The sequence below is a fragment of the Rhodoferax sp. genome, from assembly GCF_030653815.1.
Lineage (GTDB): Bacteria > Pseudomonadota > Gammaproteobacteria > Burkholderiales > Burkholderiaceae_C > Rhodoferax.
The window spans coordinates 64,475-80,246 of sequence record NZ_JAURYQ010000042.1 but is presented as its reverse complement, the minus strand read 5'-3'; the positions used below and the strand labels follow the sequence as shown (position 1 = coordinate 80,246).

Sequence of the window (15,772 nt, the reverse complement as noted above, 5' to 3'; positions counted from 1 at the left end):
AATTTATGAATCGCCCTGCAAGTAGTTCAGTAACTCGGCGATGCGAAGATTTTAATACACCGTGTGACGCTGATGCCAAGCTTGGGTTGTCTGTGAAACAAATACGGTAAAGTGACAAAAACTTTGTTCAAGATTCGTGTGCGGTATCGGGCCGGATCCGGGAGGCTTGCAATGACGATATTTGACAATAATGAAAAGACTATTTGACTTGATGCTGGCCGTTTTGGCTGGCTGTATTTTGCTGGTGCCTGTGCTGGTGGTTGCGGCGTTGGTGCGGTTGACGTCCAAAGGGCCCGCGCTGTATTGGTCTGACCGAGTGGGGCGCAACAACACCATTTTCAAAATGCCCAAGTTCCGCAGCATGCGGGTCGGCACACCCGCCGTGGCCACGCACCTGTTGGCTGACCCCAAGGCGCATCTCACGCCCATTGGCTCTTTCTTGCGCAAAAGCAGTCTGGACGAGTTGCCGCAACTGTGGAGCATCCTGGTGGGTGACATGAGTTTTGTGGGGCCGCGCCCTGCCCTGTTTAACCAGCACGATTTGATTGAATTGCGCACGCAGCAGGGTGTGCATGCACTGGTGCCGGGGCTGACGGGTTGGGCGCAGGTGAACGGGCGCGATGAGTTGCCGATTCCGGACAAGGTGAAGCTTGATGTGGAATACCTGCAGCGCCAGTCGCTATGGTTTGATATTCGGATTTTGTGGCTGACCTTTGTGAAGGTGCTGCGGCGCGATGGGGTGTCGCATTGAGTCCGCTGTTGGGGGTCAGAGTTTCAGCAGTCGCTTGATCAAAAGCGCCGGAAAGTCCTGCCGATGCCCCGCGACCAGATACACGTAGGTGTCGTTGGCTACCCGTCGGTAAACAAGCTTGTGATGCGATGTGTAGACGTTCTGATAGTCCGCAATGCCAACCGCAGCCAGTACCTGGACTGGCGTGCCGTTGAAAAGACCAGTGTCGACTTTTGCCAATTTGGCGAAAATTTCATCTTCGGCTTTCAGCCAGGACGCTTCGCCCCAATGGTCCAACATGTATTCCTGCAGCGAAAGCAAGTCGTCTTGCGCACCGGGAAGAATGATGAGGGACATTACTTGCGGCTCTGACGTGCAGCCAGCAACTGCGCCCGTGAATCAGCGGCCGAAATGCCTTTGCCTTGCAAGCGGTCTTTTTCACCCAGGGCGATGATTTTCAAAGCCGCAATCAGAGCTTCCTTTTCCTGAAACTGCGCGACACTTTCAATCACCATGCTGGCTTCCCCATTTTGTGTGATGAAAAACGGATTGCCGTTCTGTGCCAGGTCTTCGGAAATCTGGGCAGCGTGGCTTTTTAAGTAGGAAATAGACTTGATGTTGGCAATGGACTGCATGTTGACCTCGGCGCAACGATGAGTCTGAATTTAGTACCGAATTTAGTTGAAGTCAAGTGTTGATGCACGGATAAATTGGGCATAAAGGGGACGCAACTCTTTTATCGTCATTGCTGTAGAATAAATACGGTAAAACACCGTACCACATGAAGGACCTGCCATGACCGCAACCGCCCGTCTTGATCTGAAGTTGGATGCCGCAGACAAGGACATCGTTTCCCGTGCAGCAACGCTGTTGGGTACGACGATGGCTGGTTTCGTCCGTGTGGCCGCCAAAGAGAAGGCGCTGACCTTGCTGGACAGCGAATCGCGAGTCACGCTTTCGCAGCGCGATTTTGCCGACTTTACCGCGGCACTCAACAACGCATTCACCCCTAACGCTGCCCTCAAAGGCGCTTTGACAGCGGCAGCCAAGGTGAAGCGTGCTTGAAGAGCAGGCGCTGGACTCAGCGCTTCATGACCGCGCTGGCTTCAGCTGTGGCGTGCCCGAGCTTGATGCGTACCTTCACCGATTTGCAGTGCAACATAGCCGCAAGGGTGTGAGTACGGTTCATGTGTTGGTGGACACCGACCGCCCTGGCCTGATTCTTGGCTACTACACCCTCAGTGCAGCACAGGTCGACGTGCTGCAACTCAGTGACGCGGACCGAAAGAAGCTGCCGCGCTACCCTGTTCCCTGTTTTCGGATGGGGCGGCTGGCCTGCCGCGTCGACCAGCGAGGCCAGGGCTTGGGCAAACTGCTGATGGGTTGTGCTGTTGACCGCTGCCTGCAGGCCCGCAGGCAAGTGGCGGCATTCGCGTTGCTCGTGGATGCCAAGAATCAGCAAGCCAAGACCTTTTACCAGCACTACGGGTTCACACCCTGCACAGATTCACCGATGACGCTTTACTTGCCGGCGGACTGAAGTCCGCCCCACAGGGTTCAGGGGCTGTGTGCAGTAGTTGCGCGAAGAGCGCTGATTGGCAAGCCGCTCCCACGGGGTACGCCAAAAAAAAAGCACTTGCCAGTTTCCTGGAAGTGCTTTTTTCGTTTGTATTTTGGTGGGATGTGCGGGGGTCGAACCCACGACAAACGGATTAAAAGTCCGCTGCTCTACCAACTGAGCTAACATCCCAAACGCTTCTTGACGTCGCGTTCTAGCAAGCCTCAAATTATAAACAAATTCTTGGCCCTTATTTGCTGGCAGAGCTCAATTTATTCAAAATTACACCGGCAGCGCAAAAACCAAAGCTTGCCGTGACCGTGACGACCGACCCAAAACCACTGCAGTTCAGGCTGCCGTCGCCTTCAACGCCGCAGGAGGCATCAGGGGGGGCCACGGCTTCGGGGCTATACACACAGGTGACACCCAGCTTTTTGGCAGCGCGCAATGCCGGAAACGCCTTGCGCAACTGATAGCGTACCTTGGCCAATAAGGGGTCGTGCGTCACGTCCAGCACATCGGCCACGGCCGCCCGCTCGGCGTGACGCTTGCCGCCGGCCGCGCCCACCATCACATGCAGCGCGCCCGATTTTTTGGCCCAGACCGCCATGGCCAGCTTGGCCTTGGCCTGGTCACAGGCGTCAACCACCGCATTCACACCCGCGGGCAGGATGGCCGGCCAGTTGTCCGGCTCGGCAAAGGCCTCCACACAGTTGACCTGGCATTCTGGAGAATAAGCGTGGATGCGCTCGCGCATGGCGTCGACCTTGGCTTGGCCCAGGCTGGCATCAACCGCCTGAATCTGGCGATTGATGTTGGACTCTGCCACCTGGTCAAAATCGATCAGCGTGATGCGCCCTACCCCGCTGCGCGCCAGCGCCTCCGCCACCCAGGAACCAACGCCGCCAATGCCCACCACGGCCACATGCGCGTTGCGAATGCGGTCAGCGCCAGACACGCCATACAAGCGCTCAAGCCCGCCAAAACGGCGATCCGACAAGCCGGTCATTTAAGCGTCGCGAGCCGTTCTTTGGCAGCCACGGCGGCTTCGGAGCGCGGGTAGGCCTTGAGCAGGTCCGTGAGGGTTTTGCGCGCACCTTTGCTGTCCTTCAACTCCAACTGGCAATTGGCCACCGACAACACGGCCTCTGGGGCGCGCACATGCTCGGGGTCTTTGGCAATCAGGGACCGGAAATTGGTCATCGCGTCCTTGTAGTTGCGCGTGGCATATTGGGCGTTACCCAGCCAGAACAGCGCCGGCACCACATAACCACTGAGCGGATAGCGGGAGACAAAGTTCGAAAAAAGCCCTTCTGCGTTGGCAAAATCACCTTTGCGAAACACGGCCAGCGCCGCCTCAAAGTCCCGCGTCTGGCTTTGATCTGCCAGGAACTCGACACCATCAAGCTGGACCATCACCGGTTCAATTTTGCTGAAGCGCGCCTGAATCGCCTGCAACTGGTCTTTTTGTTGCCGCTGGATTTCGGACAGCTCGCGCGCGATTTGCTCGTTGCTGCCGCGCAGCGTCGCAATCTCGGCCTTGAGCAGTTCAATCTGACGCTGCAAATCAAGCAGGCTGTTGCCCAGCCCCGTCAGCTCGGTGGCCGAGGCCCGGCGGGCTTGATCGGCCTCACCGCGCACGACCTCCACGCGCTGGCGCAAATCAAGAATGGCCTTGCGCGCTTCATCGTCTTCAAACAAGGCAGCCTGCGTGCTGCCCACCGACAACAAGCACGCCAGCAGAAAGGCTGCGGGCTTTGAAAACAAGGATGACATGGCTAGTTCAGACTTCATGGATAACGGATTTCAGCACGGCGATTTTTGGCAAAAGCGGCTTCTTCAGCACCAACGACAACCGGCTTTTCCTTGCCAAAGCTGACCGCTTCCATCTGGCCTGCGGTCACACCCAAAATGGCCAAGGCATCGCGCACGGCTTCGGCGCGTTTCTGGCCCAAAGCCAGGTTGTATTCCCGGCCACCGCGTTCATCGGTATGGCCTTCAATGGCCACCTTGCGGTTGGGCTGGGCGCGCAGAAACCGGGCATGCGCGGCAACCACGGCTTGAAACTCGGGTTTGATGACAAAGCTGTCGTAGTCAAAATAGACCAAACGTGAATCAGCTGGCGCCGGCGCTTGATCAGCCGCGCGGCCCAAATCAACCGGCGCAACGCCGCTCCCCTGAACACCTGAACCGGCAGCACCGGCACCGGCGTCAGCACCTACGGCTCTTGCCGTGGCATCTTCCACCGGCACATCGTTGAGTGGAACCGAGGTACCACAAGCGACCAACAGGGTCGACACCAGACCAGCCAAAACAAATTTTTTCATCCTGAATCACTCCAAACTGCTATTTAAAAAATGGACCCCAGTGCGGCTCCCGGATGTCCCCCTGCTGCCCACTGAGGCGCGCCCTGACCTTGCCATCGAGCGTGCTGGTCATCAAAGCCTCCCGGCCCTGCTGCTGGGTTGCGTACACCAGCATCTTGCCATTGGGGGAAAAACTGGGGCTTTCATCGGCAGCAGAGTCGGTGATGACGCTCACCGTGGCGTCGGCCAGATTCATCAGGTGCAGCTTGTACGCGCCGCCCAGTCTCGAAATGTAAGCGAGCCAGCGACCGTCCTGGCTGATGGCCGGCGAAATGTTGTAAGTACCCGCAAAAGTAATGCGCTCGACGTTTTGACCGCGTGCCGAGACCCGGTAGATCTGGGGCGAACCGCCACGGTCGCTGACAAAGTAAATATGTTGGCCGTCAGGTGAAAAGACGGGTTCGGTGTCAATGCTGCTTGACTGAATCAGGCGCCGGGGTTCACCGCCTGCCGCCGCCAGCAAAAACAGCTGCGAGCCGCCGTCCCGGCTCAGCGTCAGGGCCAGCGTGCTGCCATCGGGCGACCAGGCAGGCGCGCTGTTGGAGCCTTTGAAATTGGCGATCAGGCGGCGCTTGCCAGTGGCCACGTTGTGGACGTAAACCACGGGTTTGCGCGACTCGAAGGACACATAGGCCAGCTGATTGCCGTCAGGGGACCAGGCCGGGGAAATGATGGGCTCCGGGCTGGCCAGCGCCGACTGCGCATTTTCGCCGTCGGCATCGGCCACCCAAAGCTGGTAACGCTGCCCCGCCTTGGTCACGTAGGCAATGCGGGTTGAAAACACACCCTTGTCGCCGGTGAGTTTTTCATAGATGTCATCGGCCACGCGGTGCGCGGCAAGGCGCAAGTCAGGCACGGTGACGGCAAAACTGCGGCCCCCCATGTCCTGCCCTTTCACCACGTCCCACAAGCGAAAACGCACATCAAAACGGCCGTCGGCCAGCCTGGTCACGCTGCCCGAGGCAAAGGCGTCAGCGCCGGACTGCCGCAAGGCGGAAAGCTCAGGCCGCGAAGCCTCGTCAAAAACACCCGCTGGCGACGCGATCACGCGAAACTGGCCGCTGCGTTCGAGGTCGGCCTTGATGATTTCAGAGATCTTTTGCGGCAGCGCGTCCTGGCCCTTGAAGGGTGCGATCACCACGGGGACCTGGGTCAAACCCACACCGGAGACTTCGATGCGGAACTGGGCGAGGGCCGGACTACAAACCAGGCAGGTCAGGAAATAGCAAAGGAAACGTTTAATCATTGGTCCATTATTACAGTCTTGAGATCCGGGCATTGTCATTGAGCCGGGCCTGAGAATAGCCCAAAGTGGATCGAATCAACCCATTTTTAACACGCTCTTTGACACGTTGGGCATTCTGTGACGCCTTGTTACGATTTGCTTCCTGGTGCCACAGGTGAAACACCTCGGTAGCGCAAAACCCGTTTTTGCGCAGCACCCCGCTGTGATGCAGGCGCAGAACGAAGTCAGCATCTTCATGCCCCCAACCACTGAACGATTCATCAAATCCATCGACCCGTTCAAAATCGGCTTTCCACACCCCCATATTGCAACTGCGAATGCCTTTCCAGGAAAACGCACGTTCGATACGACGAGGTAAATCCGGCAGACGCAACAGGTGCGTGAGCTTGCTGGCATGGCCAAGGACGCGTTGCCCGAGCCAGAAAAGCCAGGAACGGCCACAAATCTGCTCGGAGCCTGCCAACACGCGCTGCGTCAGCTTGGGCGACAGCAAAACACGACTGCCATTGACAAACAAGCCGGTTTGGGCGAGTGCCTTGTGCTGCGCAATAAAGTCACGCTCTGGCACACAATCACCATCCAGGAAAATGATGTACGGACTGCTCGCCAAGGCCACGCCACGGTTTCGGATGCACGCGGCGGTAAAACCAACATCGGGATGCCAAACATGCACCAACTTGAGCGCTTTGGCGTTGGCAGATTCAACGATGGGCCGTACATGTTCCTCACGGGAGCCATCGTCGGCAACGATCACCTCAAAATGCCGATCGCTCTGACGCGACAGGCCGTCCAGAACGGCGAGCAATGCATCACTGCGGTTGTAGGTGGTGATCACCACGGAAACGGGATCGGAAGCATTCATTTTGGACTAGACTACAGAGCTGCCTTGGCTCAAAAGAGCGCATGCGACGCAGAATACTAACATCACCCATGAGCAAAATTTCTGTCTACATCATCGCGTACAACGAAGCCGAAAAGGTGTCGGCGACCATCGAGAGCGTGCCGTGGGCTGACGAAATCATTCTGGTTGACTCCTGGAGCACGGACGGCACACCCGAAATAGCCGCCAAGCTGGGCGCCCGTGTTGTTCAGGTGGACTTCAAAGGGTTTGGCGATTTGCGAAACCAGGCCATTGCGGCCTGCTCCCATGAATGGATTTTCAGCCTCGATGCGGACGAGCGCTGCACGCCCGAAGTTGAAAATGAAATCCGCGCCATCACGCAGGACCCTGCGGCCGTGGATGCCTACTGGGTACCGCGCCGCAACTTCTTCATGGGCCGCTGGATCAAGCACTCCGGCTGGTACCCCAACTACCGCCAGCCCCAACTGTTCCGCAAGGGTCGCATGCAATATGACCTGAAGCCAGTGCATGAGGGCTATGTTCTGGACTCCACCCACCCCATTGGCCACCTGAAAAATGCCATTTGGCAGTTTCCGTTTAAAAACATGAGCGAGGTCATGCACAAGGCCAACCGCTATTCCAGCCTGGGCGCCGAGAAGATCGTGCACAAGAAGATCAGCATGGGCTCAGCGCTGGCGCACGGCTTGTGGTCCTTCGTGAAGCACTATGTTTTCAAGCTGGGTTTTCTGGACGGCTGGGCCGGTTTCGTCATCGCGCTGGGGAATTTTGAAGGCACGTTTTACCGGTATGTGAAGGCGCTGGAGATGCAGAAGGGCCAGACCTGGCAAGTGCCTAAAACACTGAAAGTGCCCCGCTGATGCCGCCGAGCAATCGCGACCTGTACTTACGGCTGTTGAGCTATGTGCGACCATACTGGAAGCCCATGGCGCTGGCGGTGGGCGGCATGGTCGCAACCGCCGCGACCGAGCCAGTGTTTCCAGCCATTATGAAATTCCTGCTCGACAAGGGTTTCCAGACGGAAGACACACGTATGGTGTGGATGATACCGATGGGTATCGTGGCACTCTTCTTGGTTCGCAGCATCTTTGTTTATCTAACCGGTTACCTGATGATGTGGGTCTCCAGTCGGGTCGTGACCGACCTGCGGCGCGCCATGTTTGCCAAGCTCATTACCCTGCCCACACAGCATTTCGACCAGCACTCGGCTGGCCAGCTGATATCGCGCCTCGTCTACGACGTCAGCCATGTCTCGGAAGCGGCCACCAGTGCCCTTGTCACACTGGTTCGTGAATCGCTCACGGCAGTTGCGCTGGTAGCCTACTTGCTCTACCTTGACTGGAAGCTGACACTAATCACACTGACGATTGGTCCGGTGATCGCTTTTGCCGTGAAGACTTTTGGTAAACGTATGCGTACAGCCAGTCAGCAAAGTATGCAGTCCATGCGGCTGATAGCTCACGTCATTGAAGAATCAGCCAAAGCACAAAAAGTAGTGAAGATATTTGGTGGGCAAGCACATCAGACAGGCCGCTTTGCAGACGCCACAGAACAATTCCGCCGCGCCCAAATGCGCGAGGCCATCCCAGCTTCAGCCACCACGCCAATCACTCACATCGCGGCATCAATAGCCGTGGCGCTGATCACCTATTTGGCCTTGAGCCAGGCTATGGATCAAGGCGGCGGCTCAGTTGGCAGCTTCGTATCTTTCATTACGGCGATGCTGCTGCTCATTTCACCTCTCAAGCAACTGACCACTGTCAACACCATGCTTCAGAAAGCGTTAGCCGCTGCTGAGAATGTATTTGCCCTGATTGACTTACCCGGCGAAGCCGACAAAGGCAACAAATCACTGAATCGCGCGCAGGGAGACATCACTTTCGATCATGTTTGCTTTAGTTATCCTGGCGTCGAACGGATGGCACTCAGTGACGTCAGCTTGCACATAGCACCCGGGCAGACGGTCGCCTTGGTAGGCGCCTCTGGTGGCGGTAAGACGACGATCGGCGCTTTGATACCGCGTTTTTATCCGCTCACCAGTGGTCAAATTTTGTTGGATGGCATTGATATTCAACACCTGACCATGCGCAGCCTGCGTCAGAACATCGCTCTAGTAAGCCAAGATGTGGTCCTATTTAACGACACGGTGGAAGCCAACATCGCTTACGGCACACTGGGCACACACACCCGGGAGGAAGTGATCAAAGCTGCCCAGTCAGCCCAGGCCTGGGAGTTCATCGAACGACTTCCACAAGCTCTCGACACGATGATCGGCGAAAATGGCGCACGTCTTTCAGGGGGCCAGCGTCAACGCATAGCCATTGCACGCGCGCTGCTCAAGGATGCCCCGATATTAATTTTGGACGAGGCTACCTCGGCGCTGGATACCGAAAGCGAGCGGCAGGTGCAAACAGCTCTGCTCATGCTAATGAAAAGTCGCACAACCCTCGTCATTGCTCACCGACTAAGTACCATTGAACATGCAGACCGCATCCTGGTGTTGGACCAGGGTCGTATCGTCGAAAGTGGCACCCATGCCGAACTGAAAGCGGCCGGCGGCTATTACGCCAACCTAGTTCGTGCACAGACATGAAAACTTTGATCCTTGGGCTTGGCCGTTTTGTTTGCGCATTACAAGATAACTCACGTCTTGCACTTTGAATCGAAGGTCGAAACCTGACATGACAACCACCGTGGCTGATACCCGTCCCAATCTCTACGACGAAAAAACCAGTGAATATTTTTCAAGGGCACGCATAGAGATCGCTCCACTTTTACCTGTGTCATCCGGCCGACCCCTGCGAGTCCTCGAGATTGGGTGTTCAGAAGGTCACACCCTTGAATGGCTTAAGAAAACCGGCTACAGCAATTGGACCGCCGGGGTTGAGCCCTATGCAGATCTGCGCGTTGGCCCTGGCGCGGTTGATTGCTTCTTCAAGATTGACATTGAAAAAGCAACGCCTGAACTACCCCTGGAGTCAGTCGACCTCATACTTTGTCTCGATGTTCTGGAACACCTGGTCAACCCTTGGGAAACCATACGACGTCTTGACTCACTGCTCAAACCTGGTGGACACTGGATCATCAGCGTACCCAACTTGCGGAACTATCACGTTCTGGCTGACCTGGCTTTCAAGGGTAAATTTGACTACGTTGAATCCGGTATTTTGGATCGTACACATCTGAGGTTTTTCACCCGCTCGAGTGCTATTGAACTTGCTGAGACTAGCGGCGCCAGCGTTAGCAAAGTGCTGGGCACCGAAACACGTCGATGGCAAAAACGCCTGCTTACTCTACTCGGACTAGGGGATCTTTTGGCGAAGCAATTTGTGATAGCCGCAAGGAAGCCTAGTTAACTTCGGCTGATCTAGGAAATTAGCCTGAAAACATTGTTACGACCATGTCAACGCCCATCGCACTTTACTGCAAGAGCTACAGAACAGACCTGAAGCGTGTGATTAGGTTAGCGGACTCAATCGCCAAATTCAATGTCGATCGTATTCCGTTTTATTTATCTGTCCCAGGAGCCGATCTCGCATTGTTCAGGGAACACTTGACAAATCAGTCGATAGAGATCATTGATGACGATCTCATCGTCTCGCACAACTCCAGCATCGATAAACAGAAGCTGCACAGCCTGCCCGGCAGCATTTCTCAGCAAATCGTCAAATCGGAATTTTGGCGACTGGGGATTTCAGACACCTATCTGTGTCTCGATTCAGATGCAGTGTTTATTCGACCATTCTCCCGAAATGACTTTCTCTGGAAAGACAATATTCCTTACACGGTCATTGACGAGAGTCGGGAGTTTCTTGAGGCGTCCCTGCAGGTCGGAAAGCAGCGCATTTTGACCGTCTTTCGTAATGAAGCCGAGCGCGTTCAGCGATTGTTCGATCGTCCAGGAAAAGCCTACGCTTTTGGCCCTTTGCCACTTCTTTGGCACAGGTCTGTGTGGGAAAGTCTTGAGGAACAGTATCTCCGACCTAGGGGTATGAACCTCTTGGATGCTATCGTCTCGGCCCCTATGGAGTCACGCTGGTACGGCGAAGCGCTGCTGAGTTACCGAGCGATTCAGCTCATGCCCTGCCAGCCTCTCTTTAAGGTATATCACTACGCTTGGCAGTTTGATAGGGACCGTCGTGCCAAAATCAACAACGATCAACTAGCTCAACTCTACTGCGGCGCTATTTATCAATCTGCCTGGGAGCGCGAGATGGATTGGCCTGCAGAAGGCGGGACACTGTCATCACGGATAGGTCGGCGATTGCGGCGTGGGCTAGGTCGGATCTGAGAGTTACTTTTTTTGGTGCCGCTGCAATCGCCATGCAGTTGCAGAAAAAGCCAGCACGAAGCCCTGCATTTGGAGCATGTGATCACGAAACACTGAGTCGGTAAGCCCCCTGGTAATCCAGAATATCGATAGGGCCGTTAAAACCAATGCCCATGGGCTCAACACCTGCCTGTCTCGCAAACCAGCTAGTCCAAGCCGAAAATACTGAAGCAAAACGGCCAAATATAAAACCGCACCAAGCCACCCAATCGCAAGCAAAGTATCAACCCAACCGTTGTGAGTGTGCGCCATGGAAATCGCCGGGTTTGGGCATACTTGCATTAAGAGCTTCTGAAACCCCTGACGGGAACCATCACTTCCCCACGGGTGCTTTGCGGCTAGTTCAACGCCCGCACGCACAACTAACACGCGTGACGCATCACCGCCTCGCACGTTGTTGATCACGCTTTGAGAGTTGTCCCCTACACCATACTTAGAGATGATTTCCTGCTCGACAGAAGCCGTTCCTTCACACTCAATCTGAATAGCATTACCCATCCAGCCAGCGGAAAGCTCCTGAGCCATACTGCGCCAACGCGAATCCTCTTTAATGGCAAAGAAGGCCATTATCACCACAGCGACCAGTAAAGTCACCAAGCCGATATTAGCAACATGGTAATTTTTTTTAGGTAATTGATTGAAGTGAGCTAACAAAAAAACAAAAAGGCCACCTAAAGCAGCAAAGGCAAAACCGGCGCGGGATTGCGCTAAGACAGTGCTCAACAGCGCAGCCAAAATAAAGGCTACAGCCCAAAAACGATATTTCCGGTCAGCAGCGACAATGGTGGCTGACATCAGTATCACCGTGTGCCCAGCGGCGTAGCCCAGATCGGCATGGTGTGTCTCACGCCCCCAGTAGCCAATGGGCAACGAACTTGTCTGCCATGCATTCAAGGCAAACAAAACCAAATGTATCAAGACTGGTACTGAGCTGATTGCACCCAGATAAAACACAACGCCCCTCTGTCGATCGATCACAATCGCGGCGACCCCCGCACCAACCAGCATAGCCAACAAGCCGCGACCCCACTGGCTACTAAAGCTATCCCAGGCAACAATGATGTCGTCTGAAATGAAGGGGAAAAGAAACAGATATGCGGCCCACAACAACACAGGCAGGCCGATCCTCAGCACACCCCACATCTTGGAAAATTGCCACACAAGACTAATCAGCAGCCCTACGACCGCCACATTGCGGAGTGCCATGGTGTTTGACGTGGACAATACTGCGAGATAAGTCGAAGCAAATAAAATCGACCAGCTCGTCGGTTCGGCCATGCTAAGCTTCAAAGCGAACGTGCTACTTTTTTCTTCCATAACCACCTTTTTAAAAAACTGCGTGGAGCGTCGCCAGTCAAGGCCCCAAGGCGCAACTCTCTTCTGACCGCCAAGGCTGAACTCCAGAGACCAATCTGCTCCAAGGCTTTATACGATTGCAAAACGACCAAATTTCCGATGCGCGTGTGCTCGAACCGTGCGTCAGGATGTTTCATTTTCAACAATTTTTTATTGCGCTTGATCAGGGCCCGCGCCGAGGCACTGCCCTGAAACGTCGCACTGCCCAAGTGCAAGATAAAGACATCCTCTGTAATCATCTGACGGTAACCAGCTGCATTTACGCGCAGACTGAAATCGAAGTCCTCGTAGTAACCCATGCCAAAAGCCTGGTCCAAGCCACCTAGCTGATCCCAGACATCGCGGCGAACAGCGATGCAGAAAAAGTCGCACCGATAGGTAGGCATCAGCTGATGCGTCGGATGTTCATTAAGCCACTGGCCAATCTCCAGCCATTGCGAGTGGTCAGCGCCCGGTTTCCAAAGCCGTTGGCCATTACCAGCCGCATTGGTGATTGGGCCGAGCATGGCAACATCAGACGGCACCTCATGAATCACCTGCATTAGCGCGTCCAGCGTGCTAACCGGAAAAACGGTGTCGTTGTTGACCAATAGTAGCCACTGCCCCCTTGCCTGTGCCGCACCCCAGTTCATGCCGCCGGCAAAGCCGCGGTTGCTCTCGCTCAACAAACACCTGGTCTGGGGGTGCTCAGCGCACCATTGCGCCGTCTTCAGCGCTGAGTCGTCAGGCGAACCGTTGTCGACCACCAGCACTTCGACATCCGGATCATCAAGCCACGCCACGAGTGATTCCAGGCAGGCTCGCGTCGTCACATCAAAATTACGAAACCCCAGCACTACCAGTGAAAGAAGCGGCTGAGTCAAAGCGGATGCCTATATATTTGCTGAGCCCAGCCGAGCAACTGAACTACTGCAGCCTGAGTGGTGTACGGACTCATCCGTTCGTTGTCCGATAAACAGCCGGTGTGCCAGCAATCGAACAATTGTGTCAACTCAGTTGCCAACGACGGTCCTGGCAAGGACTCACCATCCCGAATGCTTGCCATGCCAGTCATCACTACCATGTGCCCCTCCCCCCGCAACATCGCCGCCATCTGCGGGTTTCGGTGAACAGTAGCGAGGATGGGGCGCTGCATCCACAGGTATTCGTAAAGCTTGGAAGGGATGTACTCTTCACAAATGGGTTCTTCGCCGTGAAGTAGCAATAACACGTCCACGCTTCGCATACGACGCAGAATCTGCTCGCGGCCGCTCAAGCCCGTGGCTGGATCAGCTTCAATACGGCCGAAGTGGCGCACGTTGTCACGCACCGGCGAAATCGCCAACCGCGCGGCAGACACGTCATCGAGCGGACCGCCATAGACCTGCAGCTCGGTAGCGGCCACCAGCTCAGGGCGGAGCGTCTTCAAACTTTCCAACGCGTCGATGATGGGCAGCAGGTTACGGGTAACCGAGAGCGAGCCAAAGTGGCCAACAATAAATTTTGTGCCTGGTCGATAGGGCGGCAGCGTCTGGAATGGTGAATCAATGCCGGGTAGCAACATCCTGCCACGCGAGCCGAGCTCGGGGTGTCGGGCTTGCGCGCTGGCAACGGCTTGCTGGGTGAACCACACCGCAAGGTCAGCGTCGCGACAAATCACGCCCTCCACGCGCGCTTGCATTTTTTGTTGCTGGGTGCGCGGGCTTGCCCCGGGGGTGATAAACGGGTCATGTACCTCGGCTAGCCAAGGCGTGCCCGTGGTTTTTTTCAAGGCATCTGCAGCCAAGTGGGCGGAAAACGCGCCGCCAGTGGAATAAATCAAGTCAAACGGTTGCTGCCGAGCCAGCGCCCTGCCCTTGATGTAGGCGCTGAGCCACCAAGACCAAGAACTTTCCACCGGGCGCAGAAGTTTTTCGATCAATAGGCCCGGAAGCAGGACCAGCGAGGCCAGCGTCATCAACGATCGATAGATCCCCCCTTTGCCAAACTGACGACGCAACACGTGACGCAACTCGAAACGAATGCCGGCTGGCCCAGCGGGCCAGAGCTGGTGATGCTCGACAAACTTGTCTTTAGTGCCAGAAACACCGCTGAGCACCACGACCTCGATCCCAGCATGGTACAGATGCGGCAATTTGTCGGTGATGGTCTGGCTGGCGGCCCGTCCGTCCATGTTGAAGGCGTGTGCCAGGATTAACCAGCGTTGCCGGGGTTGCTCGGTCATGTGTTTGTCAAAGAAATAGCCTGCCGGTGAAGTGATGCCTATTGTACGGATGCCTAGTCTCTGGACATTCTGCTGGGCAAACGCCAGCGTCTAGCACATCTGTCTATCAGCAAATATTTTTGAATACAGTTGTTCGTATTCCTTAGCCACCCACCCCCAGCTCCGCTCAAATTGTGGAACAGGGTCGCAACGGCTTAATTGTTGCTCCACCGCGTCCACCCAGGCATCCAGTGGCGCCGACAACGGCAGCACAGCACCTGACTCTGATGTGACATGCACTGCCGCACCACACACATCGGAAATCACCACGGGCACCCGGGCAGCCATGGCCTCGCTGATGACCATGCCATACGGTTCCGCTTTGGCGGGGTGTAACAACACATCAAAGCCGGGGTACGGTGACTGATCGCTCCAGCCCGCCAGTGTGTAACCGCCCTGCCAGTCTGCAAACAAATGGGCCACCTCTGCGGGCTCCGGCCCCACCACACACAGTTGCAACTCGGGGCGTTGAACGCGCAAGGCGGCGACAAGCTTCACCACCCAAGGCAGGCCTTTGCGTTGCCATTCCTTGCCAACAAAACCGACGACACCACCCCGTGGCGGCACAGCTCGTGATGCACGTACCGCGCCGGCGAGCACGCCAGGCACGATAGGTTCCGTCATTTTCTGGGCCAGGGTTGGGTAATAGTGCGCAATCAATGTCTTGATGAACTGTGAATTGGGCACAACAAACTGCGGCTGCGACAACTCACGGCGCTCCAAAAACAATTGCATCGCCACGCGCAGCGACAGCCATCGCCACCAAGGTCTTTCAAAGACCGTTGCAAACGGCGGCCCATGAAAAGTCGTGATGTGGTGAATACGCAGCCGCTCATGGCTATGGATCACACTGCCGTCATGCGGATGCGCAAGCAAAAACCGCTCGACTCGCCGACCAAAACGCAACAGCGCAAGCCACCGTGGGCGAGGTGCGATTTCACCCAACTCATGAACGTCAATACCTGCCGGCTTTTCAACGTGGCAGCGCTCACAGACCACCGTCACATGGTGGCCCAACTGTTGCAGCTCGCGCGTCAACTCCCAAACATAGCGCTCCATGCCACCCACCGGCCCGTACCGACGCA

The 15,772-nt window shown here is 55.9% G+C and carries 18 protein-coding genes and 1 tRNA gene; 7 read left to right on the top strand and 12 right to left on the bottom strand.

All coding sequences use genetic code 11. From position 1 onward, the window contains the following. Positions 1 to 190: 190 nt before the first annotated feature. On the top strand, positions 191 to 751 hold the full coding sequence (locus Q7U49_RS16385; RefSeq protein WP_304766213.1) for a sugar transferase: 561 nt from the start codon (positions 191 to 193) through the stop codon (positions 749 to 751). 15 nt (positions 752 to 766) lie between these two features. Here the strand turns inward: Q7U49_RS16385 and Q7U49_RS16380 are convergent, their stop codons facing one another. Next, positions 767 to 1,087: a type II toxin-antitoxin system RelE/ParE family toxin gene (locus tag Q7U49_RS16380; protein ID WP_304766210.1), complete on the bottom strand. Its 321-nt coding sequence runs from the start codon at positions 1,085 to 1,087 to the stop codon at positions 767 to 769. Further along, a complete protein-coding gene (locus tag Q7U49_RS16375) occupies positions 1,087 to 1,365 on the bottom strand; it encodes a type II toxin-antitoxin system Phd/YefM family antitoxin (protein ID WP_304766207.1) in 279 nt (92 codons plus the stop codon). The genes Q7U49_RS16380 and Q7U49_RS16375 overlap by 1 nt, the downstream gene beginning before the upstream one ends. A gap of 160 nt (positions 1,366 to 1,525) precedes the next feature. Here Q7U49_RS16375 and Q7U49_RS16370 point away from each other — a divergent pair, with 160 nt between their 5' ends. Together Q7U49_RS16370 and Q7U49_RS16365 are read left to right on the top strand one after the other, a co-directional pair. Further along, positions 1,526 to 1,795: a DUF1778 domain-containing protein gene (locus tag Q7U49_RS16370; protein WP_304766204.1), complete on the top strand. Its 270-nt coding sequence runs from the start codon at positions 1,526 to 1,528 to the stop codon at positions 1,793 to 1,795. Then, on the top strand, positions 1,788 to 2,270 hold the full coding sequence (locus Q7U49_RS16365) for a GNAT family N-acetyltransferase (protein ID WP_304766201.1): 483 nt from the start codon (positions 1,788 to 1,790) through the stop codon (positions 2,268 to 2,270). The genes Q7U49_RS16370 and Q7U49_RS16365 overlap by 8 nt, the downstream gene beginning before the upstream one ends. Before the next feature lie 134 nt (positions 2,271 to 2,404). Here the strand turns inward: Q7U49_RS16365 and Q7U49_RS16360 are convergent. The 6 genes from Q7U49_RS16360 to Q7U49_RS16335 form a co-directional block, all read right to left on the bottom strand. After that, a tRNA-Lys gene (locus Q7U49_RS16360) sits at positions 2,405 to 2,480 on the bottom strand. A gap of 58 nt (positions 2,481 to 2,538) precedes the next feature. Beyond that, positions 2,539 to 3,297 (bottom strand): tRNA threonylcarbamoyladenosine dehydratase, encoded by a 759-nt coding sequence (locus Q7U49_RS16355; protein ID WP_304766197.1) that lies wholly within the window; start codon positions 3,295 to 3,297, stop codon positions 2,539 to 2,541. Continuing rightward, on the bottom strand, positions 3,294 to 4,064 hold the full coding sequence (gene ybgF, locus Q7U49_RS16350) for a tol-pal system protein YbgF (RefSeq protein ID WP_304766194.1): 771 nt from the start codon (positions 4,062 to 4,064) through the stop codon (positions 3,294 to 3,296). Before ybgF ends, Q7U49_RS16355 begins: the two co-directional genes overlap by 4 nt. Before the next feature lie 14 nt (positions 4,065 to 4,078). Then, positions 4,079 to 4,615 (bottom strand): peptidoglycan-associated lipoprotein Pal, encoded by a 537-nt coding sequence (gene pal, locus Q7U49_RS16345; protein WP_304766191.1) that lies wholly within the window; start codon positions 4,613 to 4,615, stop codon positions 4,079 to 4,081. A 19-nt stretch (positions 4,616 to 4,634) separates the two neighbouring features. After that, entirely contained in the window at positions 4,635 to 5,900 is a 1,266-nt protein-coding gene (tolB, locus tag Q7U49_RS16340; protein ID WP_304766188.1) for a Tol-Pal system beta propeller repeat protein TolB, read from the bottom strand. Positions 5,901 to 5,910: 10 nt separating this feature from the next. Further along, the gene (locus tag Q7U49_RS16335; protein ID WP_304766185.1) at positions 5,911 to 6,762 is read right to left on the bottom strand and encodes a glycosyltransferase family 2 protein; all 852 of its coding nucleotides are present in this window, start codon (positions 6,760 to 6,762) and stop codon (positions 5,911 to 5,913) included. A gap of 68 nt (positions 6,763 to 6,830) precedes the next feature. On the opposite strand from Q7U49_RS16335, the gene Q7U49_RS16330 reads away from it, so the two are divergent. From Q7U49_RS16330 to Q7U49_RS16315, 4 genes are all read left to right on the top strand, one after another. Then, complete coding sequence (locus Q7U49_RS16330; RefSeq protein ID WP_304766182.1) at positions 6,831 to 7,619, top strand: glycosyltransferase family 2 protein; 789 nt, start codon at positions 6,831 to 6,833, stop codon at positions 7,617 to 7,619. Continuing rightward, positions 7,619 to 9,352 carry a lipid A export permease/ATP-binding protein MsbA gene (msbA, locus tag Q7U49_RS16325; RefSeq protein WP_304766179.1) on the top strand — a complete coding sequence of 578 codons (1,734 nt, stop codon included), beginning with the start codon at positions 7,619 to 7,621 and terminating at the stop codon, positions 9,350 to 9,352. Before Q7U49_RS16330 ends, msbA begins: the two co-directional genes overlap by 1 nt. A gap of 88 nt (positions 9,353 to 9,440) precedes the next feature. Continuing rightward, a complete protein-coding gene (locus Q7U49_RS16320) occupies positions 9,441 to 10,115 on the top strand; it encodes a bifunctional 2-polyprenyl-6-hydroxyphenol methylase/3-demethylubiquinol 3-O-methyltransferase UbiG (protein ID WP_304766176.1) in 675 nt (224 codons plus the stop codon). A gap of 44 nt (positions 10,116 to 10,159) precedes the next feature. Beyond that, a complete protein-coding gene (locus Q7U49_RS16315; protein ID WP_304766173.1) occupies positions 10,160 to 11,050 on the top strand; it encodes a DUF6492 family protein in 891 nt (296 codons plus the stop codon). Between the two features lie 3 nt (positions 11,051 to 11,053). Here Q7U49_RS16315 and Q7U49_RS16310 read toward each other — a convergent pair whose 3' ends face one another. The 4 genes from Q7U49_RS16310 to Q7U49_RS16295 all read right to left on the bottom strand — a co-directional run bounded on the left by Q7U49_RS16310 (position 11,054) and on the right by Q7U49_RS16295 (position 15,746). Beyond that, positions 11,054 to 12,367: an O-antigen ligase gene (locus tag Q7U49_RS16310; protein WP_304766170.1), complete on the bottom strand. Its 1,314-nt coding sequence runs from the start codon at positions 12,365 to 12,367 to the stop codon at positions 11,054 to 11,056. Between the two features lie 8 nt (positions 12,368 to 12,375). Continuing rightward, positions 12,376 to 13,308, bottom strand: a complete 933-nt coding sequence (locus Q7U49_RS16305; RefSeq protein WP_304766167.1) for a glycosyltransferase family 2 protein — start codon at positions 13,306 to 13,308, stop codon at positions 12,376 to 12,378. Then, entirely contained in the window at positions 13,305 to 14,648 is a 1,344-nt protein-coding gene (locus tag Q7U49_RS16300) for a hypothetical protein (RefSeq protein WP_304766164.1), read from the bottom strand. The genes Q7U49_RS16305 and Q7U49_RS16300 overlap by 4 nt, the downstream gene beginning before the upstream one ends. Positions 14,649 to 14,738: 90 nt before the next feature. Beyond that, positions 14,739 to 15,746 carry a glycosyltransferase family 4 protein gene (locus tag Q7U49_RS16295; RefSeq protein ID WP_304766389.1) on the bottom strand — a complete coding sequence of 336 codons (1,008 nt, stop codon included), beginning with the start codon at positions 15,744 to 15,746 and terminating at the stop codon, positions 14,739 to 14,741. Positions 15,747 to 15,772: the final 26 nt, after the last annotated feature.

Bases quoted from the DNA above. Each gene is read 5' to 3' on its own strand.
- Q7U49_RS16385 (WP_304766213.1), top strand. From the start codon at position 191: ATGAAAAGACTATTTGACTTGATGCTGGCCGTTTTGGCTGGCTGTATT.
- Q7U49_RS16380 (WP_304766210.1), bottom strand. From the start codon at position 1,087: ATGTCCCTCATCATTCTTCCCGGTGCGCAAGACGACTTGCTTTCGCTG.
- Q7U49_RS16375 (WP_304766207.1), bottom strand. From the start codon at position 1,365: ATGCAGTCCATTGCCAACATCAAGTCTATTTCCTACTTAAAAAGCCAC.
- Q7U49_RS16370 (WP_304766204.1), top strand. From the start codon at position 1,526: ATGACCGCAACCGCCCGTCTTGATCTGAAGTTGGATGCCGCAGACAAG.
- Q7U49_RS16355 (WP_304766197.1), bottom strand. From the start codon at position 3,297: ATGACCGGCTTGTCGGATCGCCGTTTTGGCGGGCTTGAGCGCTTGTAT.
- ybgF (WP_304766194.1), bottom strand. From the start codon at position 4,064: ATGTCATCCTTGTTTTCAAAGCCCGCAGCCTTTCTGCTGGCGTGCTTG.
- pal (WP_304766191.1), bottom strand. From the start codon at position 4,615: ATGAAAAAATTTGTTTTGGCTGGTCTGGTGTCGACCCTGTTGGTCGCT.
- tolB (WP_304766188.1), bottom strand. From the start codon at position 5,900: ATGATTAAACGTTTCCTTTGCTATTTCCTGACCTGCCTGGTTTGTAGT.
- Q7U49_RS16335 (WP_304766185.1), bottom strand. From the start codon at position 6,762: ATGAATGCTTCCGATCCCGTTTCCGTGGTGATCACCACCTACAACCGC.
- Q7U49_RS16330 (WP_304766182.1), top strand. From the start codon at position 6,831: ATGAGCAAAATTTCTGTCTACATCATCGCGTACAACGAAGCCGAAAAG.
- msbA (WP_304766179.1), top strand. From the start codon at position 7,619: ATGCCGCCGAGCAATCGCGACCTGTACTTACGGCTGTTGAGCTATGTG.
- Q7U49_RS16320 (WP_304766176.1), top strand. From the start codon at position 9,441: ATGACAACCACCGTGGCTGATACCCGTCCCAATCTCTACGACGAAAAA.
- Q7U49_RS16315 (WP_304766173.1), top strand. From the start codon at position 10,160: ATGTCAACGCCCATCGCACTTTACTGCAAGAGCTACAGAACAGACCTG.
- Q7U49_RS16310 (WP_304766170.1), bottom strand. From the start codon at position 12,367: ATGGCCGAACCGACGAGCTGGTCGATTTTATTTGCTTCGACTTATCTC.
- Q7U49_RS16300 (WP_304766164.1), bottom strand. From the start codon at position 14,648: ATGACCGAGCAACCCCGGCAACGCTGGTTAATCCTGGCACACGCCTTC.
- Q7U49_RS16295 (WP_304766389.1), bottom strand. From the start codon at position 15,746: ATGGAGCGCTATGTTTGGGAGTTGACGCGCGAGCTGCAACAGTTGGGC.